Here is a 25,667-nt window from a genome sequence, read left to right on the forward strand (position 1 = left end):
GCCGGATACTCAGCGCATCCGCGCTCGCCAGCGCCTGTTCGATCCATTCAGTAGGAAGATGCTCACCCAACCTTGTCCAGTCGGGAGCTTCGAGATGATTTGCTAGAAAATGAAGAGTGTCATCGAACATGGCGACGAAGGTTAACAGCGATGCGCAACGTTTACAACGACAAAATAAAAATGCCGTTCAGTCTTAACTGAACGGCATTACGCCCCGGAGGGCGTCTTTCTGTTCTGGTAACAGTGACTCAGAAACGGTGGCGGATGCCGACCTGCAGTGCGCGGCCGTCTGCGCCCGGGGTTTCGGTGAAGCCGCCCGGGTTGCCCGAGGTGCCCGGCGAGTACTGTGCCAGGCCCTTGTTCTTGATGAAGGCCGCGACGGTGTACAGGTCGGTGCGCTTCGACAGGAAGTGGTCGTAGCCGATTGCGTACAGGTTGGCGTCGCTGTTGGTGACGGTGCGGTCGTTCTGGTGCGCGTACTGGGCCATGATGCGGCCGCTGCCGATCTTGTAGTGTGCGCCCACCTGGTAGCTGTTGGCGTCCTGCTGGGTGTTGTTGCGCAGCGCGTTCACGAAGATGGTGCGCAGCTGGCCCTGGACGGCCGCCGGGATGCCCTGCTGGGTCAGGACCGGGGTCACGCCCTGGTCCCAGCCGGCGGTGTAGTCGGCCATCAGCACCGAGTTGGTGTTGCGCTGGCTGTGGAAGCCGGCGAACAGTTTCCAGGTCTCGTTCAGCTGGTAGGAGCCGCCCACGGTGGTGGTGCGCAGGCTCGGACGGTTCTGCTGGTCGTAGCCGTGGTTGTAGCCGATGCCGACGTCGAAGCCGTTGGCGGTGTAGGTGATGGCGCCGGCGCGGAACTTGTTGTAGCGGCCCAGGTAGCCCGAACCCTTCGGACCGTACATCAGCGAGCCGCCGATGCCGTTCGGCAGGGCGATGCGGTACTGGATGGCTTCCTGCGAGCGGATGTCGGCGCCCAGCGCGGTGAAGCCCGCGGTGCCGCCGGTCACGTGGCCCCAGGTGCCGCCGGTGCCCGATTCGAAGGTGTCGGCCTTGTTGAAGACTTCATAGCCCGGGGTGTACATGCGGCCCAGCAGGACGGCGCCCACCGGGGTGATCAGGCCGACCATGGCGGTGCGGTCGAACAGGGCGCGTTCCTGGTTGACGGCCGGGCCGCCCGGCGGCTGGATCAGGGATTGCAGGCGACCCAGGATCGCCGGCGGGATGCCGTTCATGCCGCGCAGCAGGTAGGTGCCCGGATTGTCGTTCATCAGGGTCGGCTGCTGGGTGCCGGTGTCGAGCTCGACGCGTGCTTCGAGATTGAAGATTGCCTTGTAGCCGTTGCCGAGATCCTCGGTGCCTTTGAAACCGATGCGCGAACCGTCGGCGCCGCCGCTATAGATCTTGGTCGGGCCGCCCTTTTGCCACATGACGCCGGCGTCGGCGATACCGTAGATCTGCACGCTGGTCTGCGCGAAGGCCGGGATTGCGAAACAGGTGCCGAGCAGCGCGGCCAGGATACTTTTCTTCATTGGGTCTCCATTAATTTTGCGAACGAGCGTTTTGTTACGCGCCTTGCCAATATGCCATTGCTTCAGTGCACTGTACAGGCCCCGGATGCAGGAGGCCCCGGCGTCTTGACCGGCGTTGCTTAAAAACTACAAAAACAGGGCAAAAAAAGGGCGGGCATGGTTGCCCATGTCCGCCCCTTGGGAGGACAGGCCGCGGGCCTGTCCTCCGGATACGGCTTAGAACGAGTGATTCACGCCCACGTCGTAGTGGTTGACGGTCGACTGCAGGGCGTTGATGCCCTTCTTGCGCGACGCATCGACGTACAGGTAGGTGCGCTTCGACAGACTGTATTCATAGCCGAGCGACAGCTGCTTGACCTTCTGCAGGCCGTCGACGTCCTTCTGACCATAGCCGGCCAGGAACTTGCCCGGACCCATGGTGTAGTTGGCGCCCAGCACCCATGCGGTGGTGTTGGCGTTAGCGAAGCGGTTGTGTTCCTGGTCCTGCTTCGAGTACAGGCCCATCAGCTTCAGTTCCGGGGTGGCGGAGAACGAGGCGCCGATCGACCAGACCTTCGATTCGATGGCGTTGCGTTCGTAGCCGGCCATGAAGGCTGCCGGACCGTTGTTGTAGGTGCCGGTGATCGAGAACGGGTTGGCCGATGCTTCGGCGCCCACCGGGTACTGCGGGGCTGCCGGGGTGCCGCGGCCGATCACGGCCGGGCCGCCGCCGCCTTCCTTGGTGGCGATGGCGGCGTTCAGCTGGAAGCCGCTGGTGACCGGCGAGTTGTACCAAACCGCGTTCGAGAAGCGGTTGCTCGAATAGCCCTGCACGTCCAGCGGCTGCGAGCTGTAGCCGGCGACGGCCAGGTCGGTCCAGAAGCCAGCCGGGCTCGGCGAAGCGTGGAAGGGTTCGAAGGCGCCCACGGTTTCGTGGAACGGGGTCAGGCCGCGGCCGATGCGGACCATGCCGAAGTCGCCTTGCAGGCCGACGCGGGTCTGGCCCTGGAACAGCGGACGCTGGGTGCCGTTGTTGCCGATTTCATTGGTGCCGGTGTCCGGCTCGTAACGCATTTCCAGTTGGAACAGTGCCTTGAGGCCGTTACCCAGTTCTTCAGTGCCCTTGAAACCGAGGGTGTTCGAGGCGCGCTTGCCGATGTTGAGGCTTTCGCCGCTGCGCTTGATGACGCCTGCGTCGATGGTGCCGTAAATCTGGACCGAGGTTTGTGCGTGCACGGTGCCGGCAGCGAATGCGCCAAGCAGTGCTGCGGCCAGGAGGGAGTGTTTCATTGTGTTTCCTTTTTCTTAATTAATTCTCAGCTATCCCGGCATTGCGGCATGAAAAACTGAATGCCCGGATAACTGCACCTTAAATGCTTGACTCGTCAAGATTGTCGGTTTTGTCAATTATGAAGGGCGGGGTTGGTCGAAAGCCAATAAATCGAATCGTGCTGTTGTATTTTTGAAACGCAGATCACGAAGATGTAACAAATTGCTTCAAAGAAAGCATCGAGCTCATCTATTGGGTAGTTTGCGCCGCCTCAAGGAAGGCCGGGATTCGAGCGGAGCGGCAGCAATGACGCCGTAGACTCTGCGTCAAACCGAGGTGCGCGGCGACGGCAGGTCGGGAATCCTTGTATATTGGCAAGCTTTTTGGTGTGGGGCCGTCCTGCGGCAGCGCCTGTTCTTGCCATCGTTCGAGCGTGATTCCCGCTCCATTCCGCCCGACCGCGCTGGCCGATTTCATACCAAGACAAGCAACAATGGCGAACCGCGAAGAACTGGCGATCATCCGCAACGCACGTGCCGGGCAGGCCGCTGCCCAGCTCGAGCTGGGCAAGCTCTACCTGTTCGGCAGCGCCGGCCTGCCGCAGAGCCTGCCGACCGCGCTGCACTGGCTCGAGCGCGCTGCGCGGCAGGAATGCCAGCAGGCCTGGCAACTGATCGGCAACCATATTCCGCTCGCACTGGCCCAGCCCAGCGCCCAGGCCCTCGCCCCCTGGTACGAGCGCGCCTATGACGACGGCAGCGTGCATGCGGGGCTCGTGTTCGCGCAGCTGGTGCTGGGCGACGGCAGCGCCCCCAACCCCGACACCCCCGGATCCATCAAGGCCTTGCGTGCGCTCGAAGATGCCGCCCGCGCCGGCTTTCCCGATGCCCAATGGCTGCTGGCGCGCCGGCGCGATGCCGCACCCGGACGGCTGGCCGGCGTCGCTGCCGGTGCCGGTACTGCGCCGGCATCGGCCCAGACCTGGCTGCGGCGTGCGGCCGACAGCGGCGTCGCCGCAGCGCAGTCCGTGGTGCTCGAGCAGGCCTGGGACGCCGGGCGCTGGGACGACTACCTGGCGCGCGCGCTGCCGCTGGCGCGCACGCTCGTGCGTACGGCCGCCAGCCAGGATGGCGTGCAGCGGCTGGCGCCGGCCGACATCGCATTGCTGTCGCGCGTCGCGCGCCTGCTCGACGACAGCGCGTTCCACGAAAGCGGGCAAGGCGAACACGGACCGGTCCGGCATGGCATCACGCCTGCGCCGGGCGAGCCGCTGTGCTTCTGGGAGCTCGCCGCGGCCGAACACGAGCGCCACGCCCAGCTGGCGATGGGCTTGCGCTGCGCGCGCATGGGTGTCGACGGCCGCCGCATCGCCGGCGGCGGCGGCGCCGCCAATTTCAAGAAGGCGATCCGCTGGCTGACCCTGGCGGGCGAACAGGGCCTGGCCCAGGCCTGGTATGCCCTGTCGCGCATCTATATCAAGCCCGAGTTCTCGCAACGCAATGTCGCCGATGCCCAGCGCTACCTCGAGCGCGCGGCCGAGATGGGCTATCGCGACGCCCAGCTCGAATGCGGGCACAACGCCTGGCGGGCGCGCCGCGAGAACGAAAACAATGACGTCCGCGCCGCCTACTGGCTGCAGAAGGCGGCCGCCCAGGGTTGCGCCGAGGCGCTGGTGCTGCTGCGCAAGATCGCCCCGCGCCTGGACACGCCCCCCTATGTCGAGACCGGCAAGCTGCTGGCCGGGCACGAGGAAGCGCTGCAGGCGCACCCGCTGCTGCACGCGCGGCTGGAACTTGCGGCGCTGTTCAGCTTGTCACGGGCGGAAGCGCTGCTGCTGGACGTGTCCGCCGCCGACCAGGGCCACTGCCTGGTGATCGACATCCGCGCCAGCTACGGACGCAGCAAGCGCCGCCTGGTGCTGGTCGAGACGGCGCAGGAACGCCATGCGCTCGACCGCGTTGCGCGCCTGTTCGAAGGGATCGATTGCGGGCCGTCGGGGCCGGAAGGGAATTACCGGCAGCGGCTGTACCGGCTGCGGACCCTGGTTGGCATGCCTGCCAAAGGTGAGGACGAGGGAGATGGGGCGGCGGAGATCGGCCTGGCGGCCTGATCGCGAGGCATGTCCCGCTCGCAAGGCTTATGCTTCGTTCCGGTCACGGGGTCATGGATGCTGGAATGCGATTCCGCTTGGGCAGACTGAACTCCTTCGCTCCGTTATACGGGGCCTTGAATTCGACGCAGCCATTGCATGGGCGAATATCCTCGAGCGTTGCAATGCGCTGCTCGGTCAATTGCATCCGGCATAGATTGACCGAAAAATTATGGATGCTGCCGCCCTGGGTGGCTTCAGTCCGGAGTTTGCATTCGGCGTCGCGGAATGCGATCCATTTGCGCTGTGCAGCTTGCAAGCTGTGCGGCTTGGCAAGTGCCTTCATCAGCCCTGCATACACCAGGTTCAGGCGGTCGTCGGATTCCTTGGCCTCTCGGTTCATGCACAAGCTCATCTGCAACATGTTTCCGTCGCCACAATGCTCTTGCTTTTGCTGAGCAATATCTTCCTGTGAAGCTGGTACCTCGGCTGCATTCGCCTGAAAGAAGCAAGCGCACAGCAGGGCAAGCACCAGAAGGCGCAGCCACGTAACTCCCTGGAGGCCAGCAAGTTCCCACCTTCCTTGCGTCTTCATGCTTCGGAACCTTTTCTTTATCGTATCAGTGTCGCATTGTCACCAAAGTCTCGATGACGCAGCCACCGCGCAGCATTGCGTAGCCCATTTCTCCCGCAAGATGGTGCCAGGAATCTCCCCCGGAGTTGAAAGCGACAATCTCGTCGCCAGGTCGAAGCCTGGATTTGAAGCTGAGCCACTCGCCATGCATGAAAGCAAACGGGACCTTGGGAAGGTCCGCCCGCTTTTTCAGCATGGCAGTGGTCTTCTGCATTTCGTTCTTTTCGATCTCTGCGATCGTCAGGGGAGACGATACGGAGTAGGGAGAAGAAAACGTTCCGCACGATTTGAGTGCCGGCGCAGCCTCGGCCTGGGCGAAAGCGCTTGCGAAAAGGATGAGTAGTAATATGCGCATCGACTTCTCCGAATGTGCGCCGGGCCCCGGTCCGAGGTCGGCGCCAGACCCGTTTCAGACCTCGACTTCGCCCTCGAACACGGTCACCGCCGGACCGCTGAGATAGACCGGCTGGCCCACGCCCGCCCAAGCAATGCTGAGCTCGCCGCCGCGCGCCGACACGCGCACCGGCGAATCGAGCAGGCCGCGCCGGATGCCGGCCACCACGGCCGCGCAGGCCCCGGTGCCGCAGGCCAGGGTCTCGCCGGCGCCGCGTTCGAACACGCGTAACTTGACGTGGTGGCGGTCCAGCACCTGCATGAAGCCGGCGTTCACCCTCTTCGGGAAGCGCGCATGGGTTTCGATGGCCGGGCCCATGCTCTCCACCGGCGCGGTGTCGACATCCTCGACCACCTGCACCGCGTGCGGATTGCCCATCGAGACCACCGACACGAACACGGTCCTGCCACCCACCGCCAGCGGCCAGGTGCTGTCTTCACCCTCGGCCCGGCCATCCAGGCCGGCGGAATCAAAGGGCACCTCGGCCGGATCGAGTCGCGGCGCGCCCATGTCCACCGTCACGCTGCCGTCTTCTTCCAGGCGCGGGGCGATGATGCCCTTCATGGTCTCGACCCGGATGCTTTTCTCGCCCGATAAACCCTTGTCGCTGACGAAGCGGGCAAAGGCGCGCGCGCCGTTGCCGCACTGCTCGACCTCGCCGCCATCGCTGTTGAAGATGCGGTAGCGGAAATCGACGCCCTCGCTGGTCGGGCGCTCCACCACCAGGATCTGGTCGGCGCCGATGCCGAAACGTCGGTCGGCCAGCCGGCGCCATTCTTCGGTGCTCAAGTTCACGTCCTGGTGGATGGCGTCGACGACGATGAAGTCATTGCCCGCGCCGTGCATCTTGGTGAATTTCAGTTTCATAGGTTCAGTCCAGCTTAATCAAATCCGGAAAGGATTAGCGCAACTTAATCAGTCGTAGAACGACGGCTCGCCGGGCGGGCGGGTCTTGAAGCGCTTGTGGGTCCAGAAATATTCGGCCGGCGCCTCGCGCACGCGCTCCTCGATGAAGGCGTTCATGCGGCGGGTCGCCTCGACCATGTCGTCGCCCGGGTAATTTTCCCACGCCGGGTAGAAACGCACACGCCAGCCCTGGTAGTTCGGCAGGTAGGTGGCGACCACCGGAATCACCTTGGCGCCGGTGGTGGCCGCGATGCGGCCCAGCGCGGTGAGGGTGGCGGCCGGGATGCCGAAGAAGGGCACGAACTCGGCATCCTTCTCGCCGAAGTCCATGTCGGGCAGCATGAAGTAGGGGAGGCCGTCGCGCAGCGCGCGCAGGATCGGCTTGATGCCTTCCTTGCGCGTCACCAGGCGCACCGGGCCGTAGCGTTCGCGGCCATGGCGCAGCAACCTGTCGAAGGCTTCGTTCTTCTGCGGCACGTACATGCTGCACACCGGGATCACTCGCGAGGCCACGCCGGCCACGTCGAGGCAGACGAAGTGGGGGCACAGCAGGATGGTCGGGCCCGCTTCCATCTCGGCCTTCGGCACCCCTGGCTCGACCTGGATGTAGCTGCGCACGCGCGCTTCCGGCGCCCACCACAGGATCGAACGCTCGAAGATGCTGCGCGCGTAGGCGCGGAAATGCTGCTTCGCGATCGCGTGGCGTTCGCCCTCCGATTTCTCGGGCATGCACAGGCGCAGATTGGTCAGCGTGATGCGGCGGCGCTTGCCCATGATCAGGAACATCAGGCTGCCGACCGCTTCGCCCAGGCGTCCGAGGATGGGCAGCGGCAGGAAGTGCAGCAGCCACAAAATACCGAGCAGGAGCCTCATGCCGCAGCCTCGCTTTCCGGACCGGCCACGCCTTCCGGCTGCTTGTAGCGGTTATAGCTCCAGAAGTACTGCGCGGGGCAGCGCGCGATCAGCTGCTCCATGGCGCGGTTGATCGAGGCCGCCTGGTCCGCTGCGCTGCCTTCCAGGCTGCCCTCGAAGGGCACGAAGCGCACCACGTAGCCGCGGCCGCGCGGCAGGCGCTCGGCATACACCAGCAGGATGTCGGCCTTGCCCAGCTGCGCTAATTTTGCAGGCAGGGTCATGGTGTAGGCGCTGCGGCCGAACCAGGGCGCCCACACGCCTTCGCCTTCCTGCGGCACCTGGTCGGGCAGCAGGCCGATCGGCTCGCCGGATTTCAGGGTCTTCGCCAAGATGCGCACGCCGGACAGGGTCGCCGGCGCCAGCTTGAGGTTGTGGCGCGCACGGGCGCCTTCGACCAGCGGTTTCAGCGCGCTCTTGCGCGGCGGGCGGTACATGACGGTGAGGGCGGTCTGCAGCGCGATCTGCTGGGCCGTCATCTCGAAGCAGCCCAGGTGTGGCGTCAGGAACACGATGCCCTTGCCGGCATCGAGGCGCTGCTGCACCAAGTCCCAATTCTCGACGCTGGCGTGGCGGGCCACGCGTTTCGGGTCGGCGCACCAGACGAAGGCCAGTTCGATGATGGCCTTGCCGGCTTCGGCGACGGCGGCGTTCAGGTGGTGTTCATAGCCGGCCTGGACCAGGTTGGCGCGCAGGCGCCGGCGGTACGAACCGGAAGCTAAATAGACGAGCCAGCCGAGGGCCGCGCCGAGGGCATGCAGAAACGGCAATGGAAATACCGATAGTGCACGGAATAAAAAAACTAACATGCGTATTGATCAGGGTTGAAAGAGCAGTGCTCGGTAGAGCAAAATTCTCGAAGGAAGCGTAAAATACCACTTTATGCAGGATCCGCCGAGTTAATAGACAACTTGCGAAGCGGAATATAAATGTCGCTAAAGCGTCGCAGGCAACCGTTGCTGCGGCATGTATACAACACAGCAGTAACCGGAGCCACCATGTCCAACGACTATCTCTTTACGTCCGAATCCGTTTCCGAAGGCCACCCCGACAAGGTCGCCGACCAGATTTCCGACAGCATTCTCGACGCCATCCTGGAACAGGATCCGCGCGCCCGCGTCGCCGCCGAAACCCTGTGCAACACCGGCCTGGTGGTGCTGGCGGGTGAAATCACCACCCACGCCAACGTCGACTACATCCAGGTCGCGCGCAACACCATCAAGCGCATCGGCTACGACAACACCGATTTCGGCATCGACTACAAGGGCTGCGCCGTGATGGTCTGCTACGACAAGCAGTCGCCGGACATCGCCCAGGGCGTGGACGAAGGCGCGGGCCTGGATCTGGACCAGGGCGCGGGCGACCAGGGCCTGATGTTCGGCTATGCCTGCGACGAGACCCCGGAACTGATGCCGGCCGCCATTTATTATTCGCACCGCCTGGTCGAGCGCCAGTCGCAGCTGCGCAAGGACGGCCGCCTGCCATGGCTGCGTCCGGACGCCAAGTCGCAGGTCACCCTGCGCTACGTCGACGGCCGCCCGGTCGCCGTCGACACCGTGGTCCTGTCGACCCAGCACCACCCGGACGTGACCCACTCGCAGATCGAGGAAGCGGTCATCGAAGAGATCATCAAGCCGGTCCTGCCGCGTGAATGGCTGGAAGGCACCAAGTTCCTGGTCAACCCGACCGGCCGCTTCGTCATCGGCGGTCCGCAGGGCGACTGCGGCCTGACCGGCCGCAAGATCATCGTCGACACCTACGGCGGCGCAGCCCCGCACGGCGGCGGCGCGTTCTCGGGCAAGGATCCGTCCAAGGTCGACCGCTCGGCAGCCTACGCCGCGCGCTACGTCGCCAAGAACATCGTGGCCGCCGGCCTGGCGCGCCAGTGCCAGGTGCAGGTCAGCTACGCGATCGGCGTGGCCCGTCCGATCAACATCACCGTGTACACCGAAGGCACCGGCCTCATCTCCGATGAAAAGATCGCCCAGCTGGTGATGGAACACTTCGACCTGCGCCCGAAGGGCATCGTCCAGATGCTCGACCTGCTGCGCCCGATCTACGCCAAGACTGCCGCCTACGGCCACTTCGGCCGCGAAGAGCCGGAGTTCACCTGGGAGCGCACCGACAAGGCGGCGCTGCTGCGCGCCGAAGCCGGCCTGTCCTAAACCCTGGCATCTCGCCCAAGACCTCGACGGTCGCGGGCGGGGCCGGTGAACAACAGTGGCGGCCCCATGGCGCCGCCACTCGTGGTAAACTCACCGATTCCGAGGAGCGTTGCGACGAAGATTCCCATCTTCGCCAGGCTCGGATATCAGCAACCGCGCTCACGTTACTTTTTTCAACCATTGAAAGGAGGGCGTGATGAGCGCCGTACTCAAAGACATCAACGATTTCCACGTTGCAGACATCTCCCTGGCATCCTGGGGCGAGAAGGAAATCCGCATTGCAGAAACCGAAATGCCGGGCCTGATGGCGATCCGCGAGGAATACGCCGCTGCCCAGCCGCTCAAGGGCGCGCGCATCGCCGGTTCGCTGCACATGACCATCCAGACCGCGGTCCTGATCCGCACCCTGGAAGCCCTGGGCGCGCAAGTGCGCTGGGCATCGTGCAACATCTACTCGACCCAGGACCACGCCGCCGCCGCCATCGCCTCGGTCGGCACCCCGGTGTTCGCCGTCAAGGGCGAAACCCTGGACGAGTACTGGGAATACACCCACCGCATCTTCGAATGGCCGGGCGATAACCACGCCAACATGATCCTGGACGACGGCGGCGACGCCACCCTGCTGCTGCACCTGGGCGTGCGCGCGGAAAAGGACATCTCGGTGCTGGACAAGCCGGGCTCGGAAGAAGAAATCTGCCTGTTCAACTCGATCAAGGGCCGCCTGGCACGTGATCCGGCCTGGTACTCGAAGCGCCTGCCGTGCATCCTCGGCGTGACCGAAGAGACCACCACCGGCGTGCACCGCCTGTACCAGATGCATCAGGAAGGCAAGCTGGCCTTCCCGGCGATCAACGTCAACGACTCGGTTACCAAGTCGAAGTTCGACAACCTGTACGGCTGCCGCGAATCGCTGGTGGACGGCATCAAGCGCGCGACCGACGTCATGGTCGCCGGCAAGATCGCCGTCATCGCCGGCTATGGCGACGTCGGCAAGGGCTCGGCCCAGGCCATGCGCGCGCTGTCGGCGCAAGTGTGGGTCACCGAGATCGATCCGATCTGCGCCCTGCAGGCCGCGATGGAAGGCTACCGCGTCGTGACCATGGACTATGCCGCCGAACACGGCGACATTTTCGTGACCTGCACCGGCAACTACCACGTCATCACCGAGCAGCACATGCTCAAGATGAAGGACCAGGCCATCGTCTGCAACATCGGCCACTTCGACAACGAGATCGAAGTCGCCGCGCTCAAGAAGTACGAGTGGGAAAACATCAAGCCGCAGGTCGACCACGTGATCTTCCCGGACGGCAAGCGCATCATCCTGCTGGCCGAAGGCCGCCTGGTGAACCTGGGCTGCGGCACCGGCCACCCGTCGTACGTGATGAGCTCCTCGTTCGCGAACCAGACCATCGCCCAGATCGAACTGTTCGCCAATACCGCCAAGTACCCGGTCGGCGTCTACACCCTGCCGAAGCACCTGGACGAGAAGGTCGCCCGCCTGCAGCTCAAAAAGCTCAACGCCCAGCTGACCACGCTGACCGAAGAGCAGGCCGCCTACATCTCGGTGAAGCAGGAAGGTCCGTACAAACCGGACCACTACCGTTATTAATCAATAGGTAGTCGATGCGGGCGCTGCGTTTTCCACAAACCAGCGCCCGTTTTTTCAACAGCCGGGCGTTTCGTCACCCGCAAGCGGTGGGAATGCCCGCGTACCACGAAAGTCGATACGATGCGCTTGCTCATTACCTGGCTGATCAATGCCGTGGCCCTGATGGCCCTGCCGTTCCTGATGTCTTCCGTCGCCGTCACCAATTTCACGACCGCGCTGATCGCTGCGCTCGTGCTCGGGCTGGTCAATACCCTGATCCGTCCCATCCTGGTGATCCTGACCCTGCCGGTAACGGTGGTGTCGCTGGGCCTGTTCATCCTCGTCATCAACGCCTTCCTGTTCTGGCTGGTGTCGCAGTGGATCGACGGGTTCAATGTTGCCGGATTCTGGTCCGCCTTCATTGCAGCGATTTTGTACAGCATCATTTCGTGGGCGCTTTCTACCTTGCTCCTCAAAGACAAAGATGGAAACTCCTAATTTCAGTATCGAGTTCTTCCCCCCGAAGACCGGGGAAGGCGCGGAAAAGCTGCGCGTCGTGCGCCAGAAGCTGGCCGAGCTGCAGCCCACCTATTTCTCGGTGACCTTCGGCGCAGGCGGCACCACCCAGCAGGGCACCTTGCAGACCGTGCTCGAGATCAAATCGGCCGGCCACGAAGCGGCCCCGCACCTGTCCTGCGTCGGCGGCACCCGCGAATCGCTGCGCGCCATCCTGCAGCAGTTCCAGGACAATGGCATCCGCCGCGTGGTGGCGTTGCGCGGCGACCTGCCGAGCGGCTATGGCGGCGGCGGCGAGTTCCGCTACGCCAATGAGCTGGTCGAGTTCATCCGCAAGGAAACCGGCGACTGGTTCCACATCGAAGTGGCGGCCTATCCGGAAATGCATCCGCAGGCCCGTTCGCCGCAGGACGACCTGCAGGCCTTCGCGCGCAAGATCCAGGCCGGCGCGAATTCCGCCATCACCCAGTATTTCTACAACGCGGACGCCTACTTCGATTTCATCGACAACGCCCGCAAGCTGGGCGTGGACGTGCCGGTGGTGCCGGGCATCATGCCGATCACCAACTACACGCAGCTGATGCGCTTCTCGGACATGTGCGGCGCCGAGATCCCGCGCTGGGTACGCAACAAGCTGGCCAGCTTCGGTGACGATACCGCCTCGATCAAGGCCTTCGGCCTGGACGTGGTGAGCAGCCTGTGCGAACGCCTGCTGGCGGGCGGCGCGCCGGGGCTGCATTTCTACAGCATGAATCAGGCCGCGGCGACCACCGCGATCTGGCAGCGGCTGGTGAAGTAAGCAGTTGTTTTCGTAGGGTGGGCGGCTATACCGAGGTAGCTGCATCAAGGTGTCGCAAATGCCGCCCACGCGTTCAAATCCCGATGCTGCAGCCCGCGCGTCCATTCTTCCACTGCTTGAACGCGTGGGCGGCGCCACCGTCCGGACCGATCACACGCATCGGGTGGAGCCGCCCACCCTACGGTTGAGTGCTCCGGACGCCAAGCGTCAGTCCAGTTCCGTCATGATCTGGTCGAGCGGGATGTCATACTCCCCGATCTCGAATTCGGCCAGCTGGCACGCATACGCGATGCCCAGCGTCCTCGGACGCGGCTGCGCCGCCAGCGTCCTGTCATAAAACCCGCCCCCATACCCCAGCCGGTAGCCGCGCACGTCGAAACCCAGGCAGGGCACCAGCAGCGCATCCGGTCGTTCCACCATCCGCAGCTCCGCCGGCACCGCCACCCCCAGGCTGTCCGCCACGGTCGGCTCGCCCGGCACCCATTCGGCAAATCCGAGCGCCGTATCGCGCGCCAGCACAACAGGCAAGGCCAGCCGTACGCCTGCGTCCGCCAATTCCGCGTAGGCTGGACGCAGGTCGGGTTCACCCGCCAGCGGCCAGTACACAGCCAATGAAACACCGGGATTGGCTTGCCACCATGCCAGCACGCGCGCCCCGATGCGGTCGTCCCAGGCAAGCTTGGTGGCGTGGTCAATGGCGCGGCGCCGCTCCTTGAGCGTCCGGCGCAACTGTGGCTTATCGAGCATGGCGCTTGCGCCTGCTTCTGGTAGTAGCCCGGGGGCACATGGTATTCTTGATTCGCCGGTCATGGTTTGAATGCAGCGTATATTGAGAGTTGTGGATGTTTCAATCGAGATTGACAACCGGCTCGCTGCCGGTCGCCCTTGCTGTTGTGTTTACATGGTGGACGCTGTCTTCCGGCACAGTCCACGCCCAATCTGCGCCGCAGGCCGTACCGCCGGTGCCATCCGGCGCACCGACCGTGCCGGGCGCACCCGGCGCCCCGCCGGCACAGGACAATCGTGTCGACGACGACACCTTCCTGCTGCTGCGCGAAGCCGCGCGCCAGAATGATGCGGCGCGCACCAATGCCCTCGCATCGCGCCTGCCGCCCGACTATCCGCTGGCGTCCTATGTCGACTATTATCGTCTGAAACCCCGGATGAGCGGCGCCGGCGCGAACGCCACGGCCGAGGAAATCCGCGAGGTGCTGCGCCGCCACGAGGGCACCGCCGCCGCCGAGCTGATGCGCAGTGAGTGGCTGCTCGAACTCGGGCGCCGCGGCGACTGGACGACCTTCGAGCGCGAAGTCGGCCAGCTGGCCGGCAGCAACCTGCAACTGCGCTGCTATACCTTGCTGGCGCGCGCCAGCCGCGGCGAAGCGGTGGCACAGGAAGCGCGCGCCGTGCTGCTCAGCCCGGCTAATTACGGCGAGGCCTGCGCCGCCCTGATCGCGCAACTGGCGCAAAGCCGCCAGTTCAGCGAAGACGACCTGCTGTGGCAACTGCGCCTGGCGGGAGAGGCCAACGCCACCGGTCCGGCGCGGCGCGCCGCCGCATTGCTCGGCGCCTCCGACACCCGCGCCGCACAGGCGGTGGACACGCCGGCGGTGGCGATGGCGCGCGGCATCGGCAAGACCCGCGCCGAGCGCGCCGTCTACCTGGTGGCGGTCGGCCGCATGGCGCGCACCAGCCTCAAGCTGGCCACGGTCGCCCTGGAAAAGAACAGCCCGCAATTGAGCGCGCAGGAACGCGCGACCGGCTGGGCCAGCATCGCGCACGCCGCCTCGATCGCCCTGTCGCCGGACGCCGCCACCTACTGGCAGCGCGCCAACGGCATCCAGCTCACCAATGAGCAATTGCAGTGGAAGACCCGCATCGCCCTGCGCCGCGGCGACTGGAAAACCGTGCGCGCCACCATCGAGGCGATGCCGCCAAATTTGCGCGCCGACAGCGCCTGGGTCTACTGGCTGGCGCGCGCCGACAAGCACGAGGGCCGCATGGCGGAGGCGAATGCCGGCTTCGAGCGCATCGCCAGCCAGCACCATTTCTACGGCCAGCTCGCGCTGGACGACCTCGGCCGCCAGGTGGTGGCGCCACCGCCGGCCCAGCCGATCAGCAACGAAGAACTGGCATCAAGCAATGCCAACCCGAGCCTGCAGCGCGCCCTGAAGTTCTACGCCCTGCGTCTGCGCGCCGACGGCAACCGCGAATGGAACTGGGCGCTGCGCGGCATGTCTGACCGTCAGTTGCTGGCTGCCGGCGAAATCGCTCGCCGCAACGATTTGCTCGACCGTACCGTCGAAACCTCGCTGCGCACCCGTACCGAGCTCGACTACGCACAGCGTTTCCCGGCGCCGCACTTCGACGTCCTGCACCCGACCGCGCAGGGCCTGGGCCTCGATAAAGCCTGGGTCTATGGCCTGATCCGCCAGGAATCGCGCTTCATTACCGATGCGCGTTCCGGCGTCGGCGCCTCCGGCCTGATGCAGGTGATGCCGGCCACCGGCAAGTGGGTGGCGGCCAAGATCGGGATGGACAATTTCGTGCACAGCATGCTGAACGACTTGCGGACCAATATCACGCTCGGCGCCAACTACATGAACATGGTGCTGGAGAACTTCGACGGCGACGAAATCCTCGCCACGGCCGCCTACAATGCCGGGCCCTCGCGCTCGCGCGCCTGGCGCGGCGTGCTGGAGCAGCCGATGGAAGGGGCGATCTTCGTCGAATCGATCCCGTTCTCCGAAACCCGCGGCTACGTGCGCAACGTGCTGGCCAACGCCACCAACTACGCCGCCATGTTCGAGAACAAGCCGCAGTCGATCCGGACGCGTTTGCGTCCCGTGCAGCCGCGCGAGCGGGCGTCCATCCTCCCCTGACGCACGGGGCCCTGGGCCCCAATGAAGGAGGCGGCCATGCGCGATGCGAACGTGGTGGTCATCGGCGGGACGGGTTTCATCGGCGGCCACCTGCTGGCGCGCCTGGCGGCGGAGGGCGTCGGCACGCTGGTCCCCGCGCGCCACTACGAAACCGCCAAGCAGCTCACCACCTTGCCCTACCTCGACCTGGAGGTGGCCGACATCCATGACGACGCCACGCTGCGCCGCCTGCTGGCGGGGCACGATGCCGTCATCAACCTGGTCGGCGTGCTGCATGGCGGCCATGGCGATCCCTATGGTCCGGTGTTCCGGCAACTGCACGTGGAGCTGCCGCGCCGCATCGTCTGGGCCTGCGCCGAGCTGGGCGTGCCGCGCTACCTGCACATGAGCGCCCTCGGCGCCAGCCACACGGGCGCCTCGATGTACCAGCGCTCCAAGGCCGACGGCGAGCTGGCCGCACGCAGCGAGCCGAATGTCGCCGCCACCATCTTCCGTCCCTCGATCGTGTTCGGGCCGGGCGACCATTTCCTTACCGTCTTCGCCAACCTGCAGCGCCGTTTCCCGGTGCTGCCGCTGGCCTGTGCGCAGTCGCGCCTGCAGCCGGTGTACGTGGAAGACGTGGCCGCCGCCTTCGCCGTGGCGCTGCGCGAGCCGCGAACGCGCGGCGCCGTCATCGAGCTCGGCGGCCCCCAGGTGTACACCCTGGCCGAGCTGGTACACCTGGCCGGGCGCTACGCCGGCCATGAACGCCACGTGCTGGCGCTGCCCGACTGGGCCGCGCGCCTGGAAGCCAGGCTGTTCGAGCTGCTGCCGGGCGACCCGATGATCAGCCGTGACAACCTCGATTCCATGAAAGTGGATAATGTGGTCGATCCGCTAACGCAAGCCTTGACAGCGGAGGCGCTCGGAATCAAGCTGACGTCGCTCGAGGCCGCCGCGCCGCACTACCTGGCGCCGGAAAGTAGCCTGGACCACTACCGCGAGCACGCAGGCCGCTGATTTCTCATACCGATTCACTACAGGACACCATGCAGACCATCGAACTCGACCCGACCCTGTCTTCCACCCTCGAGGCAGCCCGCCAGCCGGGCCTGACCCTCGTCATCGGTAACAAGAACGTGTCGTCGTGGTCGATGCGGCCCTGGGTGGCCGCGGTGGCGTTCGGGATTCCCTTCACCGAGATCCGCGTCCTGCTGGACAAGCCCGACACCGCCACCAACATCGCGCGCTATTCGCACGCGGGCCGGGTGCCGGTGCTGCTGGCCGGCGAAATGACGATCTGGGACAGCCTGGCCATCGTCGAATACCTGGCCGAGCAGTTCCCGGACAAGCACATGTGGCCGCAGGACGTCGCCGCGCGCGCGCTGGCGCGCTCGATCGTGGCCGAGATGCACTCGGGCTTCGGTGAGCTGCGCAGCGCCATGTCGATGAACATCCAGGCGCGCCTGCCGGGACGCGGCCGCACCCCGGGGGCGCAGGCCGACATCGGCCGCATCTGCGAAATCTGGGAAGACTGCCTGTCGCGCTTTGGCCACCACAGCTTCCTGTTCGGCGACTTCTCCATCGCCGACGCCTTCTACGCCCCGGTGGTGTGCCGCTTCAAGACCTATGGCGTGGCGCTGGCGCCGGCGCTGCAGGCCTATTGCGAGCGCGTGCTGGCCCACCCGGCGGTGGCGCGCTGGGTCGACGAAGCGATGCGCGAGATCGATCCGACCCCGCAGCACGACCTCGACCTGCCGCAGGAATGACGATGCGCAGCTATGTGGTGGGCGGGGCGGTGCGCGACGAGCTGCTGGGGCGTCCCGTCACCGACCGCGACCACGTGGTGGTCGGCGCCACTCCGCAACAGATGCTGGAGCTGGGCTTCCGCCCGGTCGGCAAGGATTTCCCGGTTTTCCTGCATCCCGACACGCACGAGGAATACGCGCTGGCACGCACCGAGCGCAAGACCGCGCCGGGCTATCACGGCTTCGTGTTCCACACCTCACCCGACGTCACCCTGGAAGACGACCTGGTGCGGCGCGACCTCACCATCAATGCCATGGCGCGCGCCGACGACGGCAGCATCGTCGACCCCTACAACGGCCAGGCCGACCTGCGTGAGCGCATCTTCCGCCACGTTTCAAACGCCTTCGCCGAGGACCCGGTGCGCATCCTGCGCCTGGCGCGCTTCGCCGCGCGCTTCCCGGACTTTCGCGTCCACGACTCCACCCTCGCGCTGATGCGCAGCATGGTCGACGCGGGGGAGGTCGACGCCCTGGTGCCCGAGCGGGTCTGGCAGGAGCTCTCGCGCGGGCTGATGGAAGAACGTCCGTCGCGCATGTTCGACGTGCTGCGCGACTGCGGGGCACTGGCGCGCATCCTGCCCGAACTCGACGTCCTGTGGGGCGTGCCGCAGCCGCAGCAGCACCATCCGGAAGTCGACACCGGCGTGCACATCATGCTGGTGATCGACTATGCGGCCTCGCAAAAGCATCCGCTCGAGCTGCGCTTTGCCGCCCTGGTGCACGACCTGGGCAAGGGCGTCTCGCCGAGCGAAACCTGGCCGGCCCACCACGGCCACGAATTCGAGGGCATGAAACTGGTCACGGCCGTGTGCAAGCGCCTGAAGGTGCCCAACGAATGCCGCGACCTGGCCCTGATGACGGCGCGCGAGCACGGCAACGTCAGCCGCGCCTTGCAGCTGCGGGCCAACACCATCGTCACCCTGTTCGAGCGCTGCGATGCCTTCCGCAAGCCGGAACGCTTCGCCCAGATGCTGCTGGCCTCCGAATGCGATGCGCGCGGACGCGGGCATGAGGAGCACCCGATGCGCTTCGAGGACTATCCGCAGCGGCCGTATTTGCTGCGCGCGCTGGAGGCGGCCCGCGCCGTGAACGCCGGCGAGGTCGCGGCGCGCTATGCCGAAAAACGCGACAAGATTCCCGAAGCGGTGCACGCGGCGCGGGTCTCGGCCGTGAAAGCGGCACTAAAGGTTTCGTAGCGTGGGCGGCTCGTAATCCGGGCCACTGGCCCGGATTACCCCACGCGGTGATCGTTACAGGCTCCGCTCTCGCGCCTGATGATCTCGCTGCAAACTATCACCGCGTGGGCGTTCGTAATTCAGGCCACTGGCCTGAATTACCCCGCCCACCCTACGGTGCACGACTGTTCCGCAAGCTTTTGCTATGCTCTCCGGATAACAACATGATGTAACGGAGGACAAGATGGTTGCCGTGCTGGCGCAGCGCGTAGCGAGCTTGAAACCGCGTCGCCGCCTGCAACTTGCCGGCCTGGCGGTGCTGGTGCTGGCCTTGCTGCTCGCCTTTTTCTATATCCGCTCGGAAGCGACCGATCCCGAGGTCCGCAACGACGTGATGCTCAACCTGCGCGAGCTGGAAAAGCTCGACGCCGAATGGGATGCCAACATCCTGCGCGCCCATATCGGCCGTGCACCGGCCACTGCGCAATTGACCACCCAGCTGCCGCGCATGCGCGAACTGCAGCAGCGCCTCGGCGAGGCGCTGCCGGAAGCCGCCAGCCCGGCCGTGAACACCGCCTATACCCAGCTGCGCGACGCCCTGCAGCGCAAGGAGCTGATCACCGCCCAGTTCGCGCGCCACAACCCGCCGCTGCGCGAGGCATTGAGCTTCCTGCCGCCGGCCGTGGCCGACCTCAAGACCGAGCTGGGCGGCATCGAGGGCGCGCTGGCGCCGGCGCGCCTGGTGGTCCGGCTGGACGCTTCCCTGAACGACCTGTTGAGCGAGATCCTGCGCTACAACGTCGCGCCCCGTCCGGCGCTGGCGGCGCGCATCGACGAGATCCTGGGCGACATCGCGGCCCAGGAGATCGCCTTCTCGCCGGCCGTGGTCGAGAAGATGGACGCCATCATCAAGGCCGCGCGCGTGATCCTGGAAAAGCGCCCGCTGGAAAACCGCCTGGAAGCCCAGATCGCTGCCTCCGGCGTGGGCGCCGCGCTCGACCGCCTGGGCCGCGAATTCGACCGCTCCTTCGACGCCAAGCTGGCGGTGCGCGAGCGCTACCGCAGCTACCTGTTCGCCTATTCGGCCGTCCTCCTGATGCTGCTGGCCTACGCCGGCATGCGGCTGCGGCGCAGCTACCGCATCATCGGCGAGGTCAACCACCGGCTGCAGGCGGCCAACGAGAACCTCGAGCACCGCGTGGCCGAACGCACCGCGGAGCTGGAGTCCCAGTCGAAGCAGCTCGAGCGCCTGGCCCAGCACGACAGCCTGACGGGCCTGATCAACTACCGCCAGCTGACCCGCCTGCTCGAGCGCGCGCTGGCCCGCGCCACCCGCCGCGATTCGGTGGTGGTGGTCATGTTCATCGACCTGGACGGCTTCAAGGCGGTGAACGACACCTACGGCCACGCCACCGGCGACCTGGTGCTGCAGATGGTTGCGCGCCGGGTACAGGAAAAGCTGCGCGCCGAGGACGCACTGGCGCGCCTGGGCGGCGACGAGTTCGTCATCATGCTGGAAGAGGTCGCCTCGCGCGAAGGCGCGCTGCGCGTGGCCCAGCTGGCGCTCGACCAGATCAAGTCGGTCACCGAGGCGGACGGCAATCCGGTCAGGATTTCGGCCAGCATCGGCATCTCGAGCGCGCGCGGCTCGCTGGGCGCAGCGCGCGGCTCGGCGGCGCTGCTGGCCGAGGCCGACAAGGCCATGTACGAGGCCAAGCAGGCCGGCAAGGGTGTGTTCGTTGTCAGTCCTTCATCGCAGTGGCTCGTTCCGGGCCAGGACGGCAAGCAATAGCAGAATCCGCTACAATCGCGACGTATGCTGCACTGCACAAAGTAAGGATGTTGGACATGCTGGACAATTCCCTGTTCCGTTGGCTGAAGGGCCTCGGCGGCCGCCGCAAGGACGGCCGCCCGACCGTGCTCGTCAAGGAACTGGGCGAACGTGACCGCCGCCGCATCCTGCGTCACTTCCTGGCGCTGGACGACAATGACCGCCTGCTGCGCTTCGGCAGCATCATCCCGGACGACGCCATTACCAAGTACGTCGAGAAGCTCGATTTCCGGCACGACATCGTGTTCGGCGTGGTGAACCGCGTGTTCCAGCTGGTGGGCGTGGGGCACCTGGCCTTCGCCAAGGCCGACAAGGACAAGCCGACGCAAAAGGAACGGGTGGCCGAGTTCGGCGTATCGGTCTCGAAGTCGGCGCGCGGGCAGGGCGTCGGCTCGCGCCTGTTCCAGCGCGCGGCGATCCACTGCCGCAATGCGGATGTGGACACCCTGTACATGCAGTGCCTGACCTCGAACCAGACCATGATGCACATCGCCAAGAAGGCGGGCATGGAAATCAAGCGCGAGTACGGCGAGGCGGATGCCTACCTGCAGCTGCCGCCGCCGAGCCCGGCGAGCGTGATGGCGGAGGCGCTGGAAGAGCAGTGGGCGGTGATCGATTACACGGTCAAGGCGAATGCCCGGGCGGCGGTGAAGTGGCTGACGCCGAAGAAGTAGGCTTTTTCGTAGGGTGGACGGCTTCGCCGTCCGCGCGTCCAACCATCCGCTGAGTAAGCGCTTCGCATCAGTTCATACGGGATTTGAACGCGCGGACGGGAGGACCCGTCCACCCTACTTTATCCCGCTACCGGCAGTGCGGTCGTCTCCTTGATCCTCTGCAGCGCAAAACTCGACTTCACATCCAGCACCGCCGGATGCTTGAGCAGTGTCCCCATCATGAAGCGCGAGAAGTGGTCCATGTCTTCCACGTGCACGCGCAGCAGGAAATCCATCTCACCCGTCATCGCATAGCAGGCCACCACTTCCGGCCAGGTGCCCACCGATATCGCGAAATCGTTGCGCGGCGAGGTCGCCGGCAGGCCCGGGGCGCCACGCGCGCCGCCCGCCACTTCGCTGTGCTTTTCCAGGCGTACGTTCACATAGGCCAGCAGCCCGAGCCCGATCTTGTCCGGATCGACGAGGGCCACATACTGGCGGATCACCCCCGCTTCTTCCAGGCGCTTGATGCGGCGCAGGCAGGGGGAAGGAGACAGGTTGACGCGCTCGGCCACGTCCTGGTTCGACAGGCGGCCATCGGTCTGCAGTACGGACAGGATCTTGCGGTCAGTCTTGTCGAGCTCGATTTTTGACATGTTTTCCTCGGTGGATTCGCGAACCCGGCAATTTTATTGCGCAAATCATCTGGTGGGGGGAATTGTTTGGAATTTAATGCCGATGGGGCAGGAATATACTGTGCGCATGATGGATCAGGCTGGCAGAACCCAGCCCCGCGCGATTAGATGGCCACCAAGAGCCGCAGCGCGCCCCGCATCCTGGCGACATTAACGGAGACACCGCATGAACGCACCCCTCGCGCGCGCCAACCTGGCGCTGCCGCAGCACGACATCACCCTCGACGACAAGTGGACGCTCGAACGCGGCCGTGCGTTCATGACCGGCACCCAGGCCCTGGTTCGCCTGCCGATGCTCCAGCGCGAGCGCGACCAGAAGGCCGGCCTGAACACCGCCGGCTACATCACCGGCTACCGCGGTTCGCCGGTCACCGCCGTCGACCAGACCGCGATGAAGGCGAAGAAGCACCTCGACGCCCACCACGTCAAGTTCCACCCGGGCATGAACGAAGACCTGGCGGCCACTGCCGTCTGGGGCACCCAGCAGACCAACCTGTACAAGGACGCCAAGTACGACGGCGTCTTCGCCATGTGGTACGGCAAGGGCCCGGGCGTGGACCGCTGCGGCGACGTTTTTAAACACGGTAATAACGCCGGTTCCTCGCAGCATGGCGGCGTGCTGGTGCTGGCCGGCGACGACCATGCGGCGAAATCCTCGTCCACCGCGCACCAGTCCGACCACATCCTGACCCACTGCGGCATCCCGGTCCTGTATCCCTCGTCGGTGCAGGAATACCTCGACTTCGGCCTGCACGCCTGGGCCATGAGCCGCTACACCGGCCTGTGGGTGTCGATGAAGTGCGTCACCGACATCATCGAGTCGGGCGCCGTGGTCGACCTGGACCCGGACCGCGTGCAGATCGTCACCCCCACCGACTTCGAATTGCCGCCGGACGGCCTGAACATCCGCTGGCCGGACGCCGTGCTGGACCAGGAAGTCCGCATGAGCAACTTCAAGTGGTACGCCGCGCTGGCCTATGCGCGCGCCAACAAACTGAATCGCATCATCTGGGACAGCAAGAAGCCGAAGATCGGCATCATCACCGCCGGCAAGAGCTATGTCGACACCCGCCAGGCGCTGGCCGACCTCGGCATCGACGAGCAGGCGGCCGCCGACATCGGCCTGCGCCTGTACAAGGTCGGCATGACCTGGCCGCTCGAATCCGAAGGCGTGCACGAGTTCGCGCGCGGCCTGGACGAGATCCTGGTGGTGGAAGAGAAGCGCCAGGTGATGGAATACGCGCTCAAGGAAGCCCTGTACAACCTGCCGGACGGCGAGCGTCCGCGCGTGGTCGGCAAGTTCGACGACACCGGCGAATGGAGCAACAAGGACCGCATGGGCCACGGCGACTGGCTGCTGCCGGCCACCTACGAGCTGAACCCGGCCCAGATCGCGCGCGCCATCGCCTCGCGCATCTCGCACTACTGCGCCGGCCACCCGGTCGAGCAGCGCGTGAAACAGCGCATCGCCTACCTGGAGCAGAAAGAGCTGGTGCTGAAGTCCATCCCGGCCAAGGCGAATCCGGAAACCGACCGCATCCCCTACTTCTGCTCGGGCTGCCCGCACAACAGTTCCACGAAAGTGCCGGAAGGCTCGCGCGCCATGGCCGGCATCGGCTGCCACTACATGGTGCTGTGGATGGACCGCGAAACCTCCACCTTCACCCACATGGGGGCGGAGGGCACGACCTGGATCGGCCAGTCCCCGTTCACCGACGAGAAGCACGTGTTCGTGAACCTGGGCGACGGCACCTATTTCCACTCCGGCATCCTGGCGATTCGCGCGGCGGTGGCCGCGAAGGTCAACATCACCTACAAGATTCTCTATAACGACGCTGTCGCGATGACCGGCGGCCAGAACGTCGACGGCCCGCTTGACCCGGGCATGATCACGCGCCAGATCGCCGCCGAAGGCGTGCGCCCGATCATCGTCGTCACCGACGAGCCGGAAAAATACCCGGACGATTACGCCTGGGCCGAAGGCGTCACCGTGCGCCACCGTTCCGAACTGATGGACGTGCAGAAGGAATTGCGCGAGATGCCGGGCGTGTCGGCCGTGATCTACGACCAGACCTGCGCCTCCGAAAAGCGTCGTCGCCGGAAAAAGGGCGAGTTCCCCGACCCGGCCAAGCGCGCCGTCATCAACGAAGCCGTGTGCGAAGGCTGCGGCGATTGCTCGGTGCAGTCGAACTGCCTGTCGGTCGAGCCGCTGGAAACGGAACTGGGCCGCAAGCGCCAGATCAACCAGTCCTCGTGCAACAAGGATTTCTCCTGCGTGTCCGGCTTCTGCCCGAGCTTCGTCACCGTCGAAGGCGGCGGCCTCAAAAAGCCAAAGAAAGCGGCGACCGCTGAAGCGGCGCCGCCAGCACTGCCGATGCCCGCCATCCCGTCGATCGCCGAACCCTTCGGCATCCTGATCGCCGGCGTCGGCGGCACCGGCGTGGTCACCGTCGGCCAGATCCTGGCGGTGGCGGCCCACGTGGAAGGCAAGGGCGCCGTGGTGCTCGACCAGTCCGGCCTGGCCCAGAAGGGCGGTCCGGTGATGTCGCACGTGCGCCTGGCCGAACACCAGGCCGACCTGCATTCGACCCGCGTCGGCACCGGCAGCGCGGATCTCGTGATCGGCTGCGACCAGATCGTCGCTGCCTCCCGCGACGCGCTCTCGCGCATGGGCGAGGGCCGCACCTGGGCCGCCGTCAACTCCACCGGCGCCACCACCGCGGCCTTCGTGAAGAACCCGGACTGGCAGTTCCCGGCCGAAGGTTCGAAGGGCGCCATCCTGCAGGCTTGCGGCGCCGACAACGTCGATTTCGTGGACGCCGGCAAGATCGCCACCGCCCTGATGGGCGACGCGATCGCGACCAATATGTTCATGCTGGGCTACGCCTTCCAGAAGGGCCGCGTGCCTCTGCAGGAAGCCTCGCTGCTCAAGGCGATCGAACTGAACGGCGTCTCGGTGCCCTTCAACAAAGCCGCCTTCAACTGGGGCCGCACCGCGGCCCACGACCTGGCCTCGGTGAAGAAACTGGCCACCCCGGCCCAGGTGATCGAGTTCAAGCGCAGCGAAAGCCTCGACGACCTGATTACCCGCCGCGTCGAGCTGCTCACCGCCTACCAGGACGCTGCCTACGCCGCCAAGTACAAGGCCTTCGTCGACCAGGTGCGCGCCGAGGAAGCCAAGCTGGGCAAGGGCAACCGCCTGGCCGAAGCCGTGGCGCGCTACTTCTACAAGCTGATGGCCTACAAGGACGAGTACGAAGTCGCCCGCCTGCATACCGACCCGATTTTCCGCGCCAAGATCGCCAACATGTTTGAAGGCGACATCAAGCTGAAATTCCACCTGGCGCCGCCGCTGCTGGCCAAGCACGACAAGGAAGGCCGCGCGCTCAAGAAGGAATACGGTTCGTGGATGATGGGCGCGTTCGGCGTGCTGGCCAAGCTGAAGCGCCTGCGCGGCACCCCGTTCGACGTGTTCGGCTACACCGCCGAGCGCCGCACCGAGCGTGCGCTGATCGGGCAATACCGCCAGACCGTGGAAGCGCTGCTGCCGCAACTCACCGCCGAGAACCTGGCGCAGGCGGTGGCGATCGCCAGCATCCCGGAAGACATCCGCGGTTACGGCCACGTGAAGGAGCGCCACCTGAAGGCCGCCAGGCAGAAGGAAGCGGCCCTGGTCGCGGCCTTCCACGCGCCGGCCGCCGGCACTTCGCGCGCCGCATAAGCGGGCAGCGCTTGACAGGAAAGAACAAGGCCGGAAAAACCGGCCTTGTTCGGCCGCCTCGTCGACTCTTGTTCTCCTGAAATTCCCTTTAGCATTTCTTGTTGTCCATCAGACCCAACTGTTACAGTTGGTTGCACTCCAG

The 25,667-nt window shown here is 65.5% G+C and carries 21 protein-coding genes and 1 riboswitch; of the genes, 12 read left to right on the forward strand and 9 right to left on the reverse strand.

The features are described from left to right. Positions 1–248: 248 nt before the first annotated feature. Together YWC_RS0127410 and YWC_RS0127415 are read right to left on the reverse strand one after the other, a co-directional pair. A complete protein-coding gene (locus YWC_RS0127410) occupies positions 249–1,529 on the reverse strand; it encodes a porin (RefSeq protein ID WP_027868182.1) in 1,281 nt (426 codons plus the stop codon). 216 nt (positions 1,530–1,745) lie between these two features. Beyond that, positions 1,746–2,798, reverse strand: a complete 1,053-nt coding sequence (locus YWC_RS0127415) for a porin (protein ID WP_027868183.1) — start codon at positions 2,796–2,798, stop codon at positions 1,746–1,748. Between the two features lie 473 nt (positions 2,799–3,271). Between YWC_RS0127415 and YWC_RS0127420 the strand changes: the two genes are divergently transcribed. Beyond that, positions 3,272–4,888 (forward strand): tetratricopeptide repeat protein, encoded by a 1,617-nt coding sequence (locus tag YWC_RS0127420; RefSeq protein WP_027868184.1) that lies wholly within the window; start codon positions 3,272–3,274, stop codon positions 4,886–4,888. 43 nt (positions 4,889–4,931) lie between these two features. Here the strand turns inward: YWC_RS0127420 and YWC_RS31290 are convergent, their stop codons facing one another. The 5 genes from YWC_RS31290 to YWC_RS0127445 are packed head-to-tail and all read right to left on the reverse strand — an operon-like array spanning position 4,932 to position 8,522. After that, positions 4,932–5,462, reverse strand: coding sequence for a lysozyme inhibitor LprI family protein (locus YWC_RS31290; RefSeq protein WP_084416649.1), 531 nt, complete (start codon positions 5,460–5,462; stop codon positions 4,932–4,934). Positions 5,463–5,487: 25 nt separating this feature from the next. Continuing rightward, positions 5,488–5,856: a hypothetical protein gene (locus YWC_RS0127430; RefSeq protein WP_027868185.1), complete on the reverse strand. Its 369-nt coding sequence runs from the start codon at positions 5,854–5,856 to the stop codon at positions 5,488–5,490. 54 nt (positions 5,857–5,910) lie between these two features. Beyond that, positions 5,911–6,762 (reverse strand): diaminopimelate epimerase, encoded by an 852-nt coding sequence (gene dapF, locus YWC_RS0127435; protein ID WP_027868186.1) that lies wholly within the window; start codon positions 6,760–6,762, stop codon positions 5,911–5,913. A 48-nt stretch (positions 6,763–6,810) separates the two neighbouring features. After that, positions 6,811–7,674: an LpxL/LpxP family acyltransferase gene (locus YWC_RS0127440; protein WP_027868187.1), complete on the reverse strand. Its 864-nt coding sequence runs from the start codon at positions 7,672–7,674 to the stop codon at positions 6,811–6,813. After that, positions 7,671–8,522, reverse strand: coding sequence for a lysophospholipid acyltransferase family protein (locus YWC_RS0127445; RefSeq protein ID WP_027868188.1), 852 nt, complete (start codon positions 8,520–8,522; stop codon positions 7,671–7,673). The genes YWC_RS0127440 and YWC_RS0127445 overlap by 4 nt, the downstream gene beginning before the upstream one ends. 189 nt (positions 8,523–8,711) lie before the next feature. Between YWC_RS0127445 and metK the strand changes: the two genes are divergently transcribed. From metK to metF, 4 genes are all read left to right on the forward strand, one after another. Then, entirely contained in the window at positions 8,712–9,878 is a 1,167-nt protein-coding gene (metK, locus tag YWC_RS0127450; protein ID WP_027868189.1) for a methionine adenosyltransferase, read from the forward strand. 95 nt (positions 9,879–9,973) lie between these two features. Beyond that, positions 9,974–10,046: riboswitch (S-adenosyl-L-homocysteine riboswitch) on the forward strand. A gap of 28 nt (positions 10,047–10,074) precedes the next feature. Beyond that, on the forward strand, positions 10,075–11,487 hold the full coding sequence (ahcY, locus tag YWC_RS0127455; RefSeq protein ID WP_027868190.1) for an adenosylhomocysteinase: 1,413 nt from the start codon (positions 10,075–10,077) through the stop codon (positions 11,485–11,487). A gap of 120 nt (positions 11,488–11,607) precedes the next feature. Beyond that, on the forward strand, positions 11,608–11,964 hold the full coding sequence (locus YWC_RS0127460; RefSeq protein WP_027868191.1) for a phage holin family protein: 357 nt from the start codon (positions 11,608–11,610) through the stop codon (positions 11,962–11,964). Further along, entirely contained in the window at positions 11,951–12,781 is an 831-nt protein-coding gene (gene metF / locus YWC_RS0127465; protein ID WP_027868192.1) for a methylenetetrahydrofolate reductase [NAD(P)H], read from the forward strand. Before YWC_RS0127460 ends, metF begins: the two co-directional genes overlap by 14 nt. Positions 12,782–12,988: 207 nt before the next feature. Here the strand turns inward: metF and YWC_RS0127470 are convergent, their stop codons facing one another. Continuing rightward, positions 12,989–13,528 carry a 5-formyltetrahydrofolate cyclo-ligase gene (locus tag YWC_RS0127470; RefSeq protein WP_036216546.1) on the reverse strand — a complete coding sequence of 180 codons (540 nt, stop codon included), beginning with the start codon at positions 13,526–13,528 and terminating at the stop codon, positions 12,989–12,991. 215 nt (positions 13,529–13,743) lie between these two features. Between YWC_RS0127470 and YWC_RS0127475 the strand changes: the two genes are divergently transcribed. The 6 genes from YWC_RS0127475 (at position 13,744) to YWC_RS0127500 (ending at position 21,130) form a co-directional block, all read left to right on the forward strand. Beyond that, complete coding sequence (locus YWC_RS0127475) at positions 13,744–15,663, forward strand: lytic transglycosylase domain-containing protein (protein ID WP_229413221.1); 1,920 nt, start codon at positions 13,744–13,746, stop codon at positions 15,661–15,663. Between the two features lie 36 nt (positions 15,664–15,699). Continuing rightward, positions 15,700–16,662, forward strand: coding sequence for a complex I NDUFA9 subunit family protein (locus tag YWC_RS0127480; RefSeq protein WP_027868195.1), 963 nt, complete (start codon positions 15,700–15,702; stop codon positions 16,660–16,662). A 29-nt stretch (positions 16,663–16,691) separates the two neighbouring features. Beyond that, on the forward strand, positions 16,692–17,411 hold the full coding sequence (locus YWC_RS0127485; RefSeq protein WP_027868196.1) for a glutathione S-transferase family protein: 720 nt from the start codon (positions 16,692–16,694) through the stop codon (positions 17,409–17,411). 2 nt (positions 17,412–17,413) lie between these two features. After that, a complete protein-coding gene (locus tag YWC_RS0127490) occupies positions 17,414–18,646 on the forward strand; it encodes a multifunctional CCA addition/repair protein (RefSeq protein WP_027868197.1) in 1,233 nt (410 codons plus the stop codon). 223 nt (positions 18,647–18,869) lie between these two features. Further along, a complete protein-coding gene (locus YWC_RS0127495) occupies positions 18,870–20,417 on the forward strand; it encodes a DAHL domain-containing protein (RefSeq protein ID WP_027868198.1) in 1,548 nt (515 codons plus the stop codon). Between the two features lie 56 nt (positions 20,418–20,473). Further along, on the forward strand, positions 20,474–21,130 hold the full coding sequence (locus YWC_RS0127500) for a GNAT family N-acetyltransferase (RefSeq protein ID WP_027868199.1): 657 nt from the start codon (positions 20,474–20,476) through the stop codon (positions 21,128–21,130). Between the two features lie 119 nt (positions 21,131–21,249). Here YWC_RS0127500 and YWC_RS0127505 read toward each other — a convergent pair whose 3' ends face one another. Next, positions 21,250–21,765, reverse strand: coding sequence for an Lrp/AsnC family transcriptional regulator (locus YWC_RS0127505; RefSeq protein WP_027868200.1), 516 nt, complete (start codon positions 21,763–21,765; stop codon positions 21,250–21,252). A gap of 205 nt (positions 21,766–21,970) precedes the next feature. On the opposite strand from YWC_RS0127505, the gene YWC_RS0127510 reads away from it, so the two are divergent. Next, on the forward strand, positions 21,971–25,525 hold the full coding sequence (locus YWC_RS0127510; RefSeq protein ID WP_027868201.1) for an indolepyruvate ferredoxin oxidoreductase family protein: 3,555 nt from the start codon (positions 21,971–21,973) through the stop codon (positions 25,523–25,525). Positions 25,526–25,667: the final 142 nt, after the last annotated feature.

The organism is Massilia alkalitolerans DSM 17462, assembly GCF_000427785.1.
GTDB classification, from domain to species: domain Bacteria; phylum Pseudomonadota; class Gammaproteobacteria; order Burkholderiales; family Burkholderiaceae_D; genus Telluria; species Telluria alkalitolerans.

Excerpts from the sequence above, each read along its gene's own strand:
- YWC_RS0127410 (WP_027868182.1), bottom strand. The coding sequence starts at position 1,529 with ATGAAGAAAAGTATCCTGGCCGCGCTGCTCGGCACCTGTTTCGCAATC.
- YWC_RS0127415 (WP_027868183.1), bottom strand. The coding sequence starts at position 2,798 with ATGAAACACTCCCTCCTGGCCGCAGCACTGCTTGGCGCATTCGCTGCC.
- YWC_RS0127420 (WP_027868184.1), top strand. The coding sequence starts at position 3,272 with ATGGCGAACCGCGAAGAACTGGCGATCATCCGCAACGCACGTGCCGGG.
- YWC_RS31290 (WP_084416649.1), bottom strand. The coding sequence starts at position 5,462 with ATGAAGACGCAAGGAAGGTGGGAACTTGCTGGCCTCCAGGGAGTTACG.
- YWC_RS0127430 (WP_027868185.1), bottom strand. The coding sequence starts at position 5,856 with ATGCGCATATTACTACTCATCCTTTTCGCAAGCGCTTTCGCCCAGGCC.
- dapF (WP_027868186.1), bottom strand. The coding sequence starts at position 6,762 with ATGAAACTGAAATTCACCAAGATGCACGGCGCGGGCAATGACTTCATC.
- YWC_RS0127440 (WP_027868187.1), bottom strand. The coding sequence starts at position 7,674 with ATGAGGCTCCTGCTCGGTATTTTGTGGCTGCTGCACTTCCTGCCGCTG.
- YWC_RS0127445 (WP_027868188.1), bottom strand. The coding sequence starts at position 8,522 with ATGTTAGTTTTTTTATTCCGTGCACTATCGGTATTTCCATTGCCGTTT.
- metK (WP_027868189.1), top strand. The coding sequence starts at position 8,712 with ATGTCCAACGACTATCTCTTTACGTCCGAATCCGTTTCCGAAGGCCAC.
- ahcY (WP_027868190.1), top strand. The coding sequence starts at position 10,075 with ATGAGCGCCGTACTCAAAGACATCAACGATTTCCACGTTGCAGACATC.
- YWC_RS0127460 (WP_027868191.1), top strand. The coding sequence starts at position 11,608 with ATGCGCTTGCTCATTACCTGGCTGATCAATGCCGTGGCCCTGATGGCC.
- metF (WP_027868192.1), top strand. The coding sequence starts at position 11,951 with ATGGAAACTCCTAATTTCAGTATCGAGTTCTTCCCCCCGAAGACCGGG.
- YWC_RS0127470 (WP_036216546.1), bottom strand. The coding sequence starts at position 13,528 with ATGCTCGATAAGCCACAGTTGCGCCGGACGCTCAAGGAGCGGCGCCGC.
- YWC_RS0127480 (WP_027868195.1), top strand. The coding sequence starts at position 15,700 with ATGCGCGATGCGAACGTGGTGGTCATCGGCGGGACGGGTTTCATCGGC.
- YWC_RS0127485 (WP_027868196.1), top strand. The coding sequence starts at position 16,692 with ATGCAGACCATCGAACTCGACCCGACCCTGTCTTCCACCCTCGAGGCA.
- YWC_RS0127490 (WP_027868197.1), top strand. The coding sequence starts at position 17,414 with ATGCGCAGCTATGTGGTGGGCGGGGCGGTGCGCGACGAGCTGCTGGGG.
- YWC_RS0127495 (WP_027868198.1), top strand. The coding sequence starts at position 18,870 with ATGGTTGCCGTGCTGGCGCAGCGCGTAGCGAGCTTGAAACCGCGTCGC.
- YWC_RS0127500 (WP_027868199.1), top strand. The coding sequence starts at position 20,474 with ATGCTGGACAATTCCCTGTTCCGTTGGCTGAAGGGCCTCGGCGGCCGC.
- YWC_RS0127505 (WP_027868200.1), bottom strand. The coding sequence starts at position 21,765 with ATGTCAAAAATCGAGCTCGACAAGACTGACCGCAAGATCCTGTCCGTA.
- YWC_RS0127510 (WP_027868201.1), top strand. The coding sequence starts at position 21,971 with ATGAACGCACCCCTCGCGCGCGCCAACCTGGCGCTGCCGCAGCACGAC.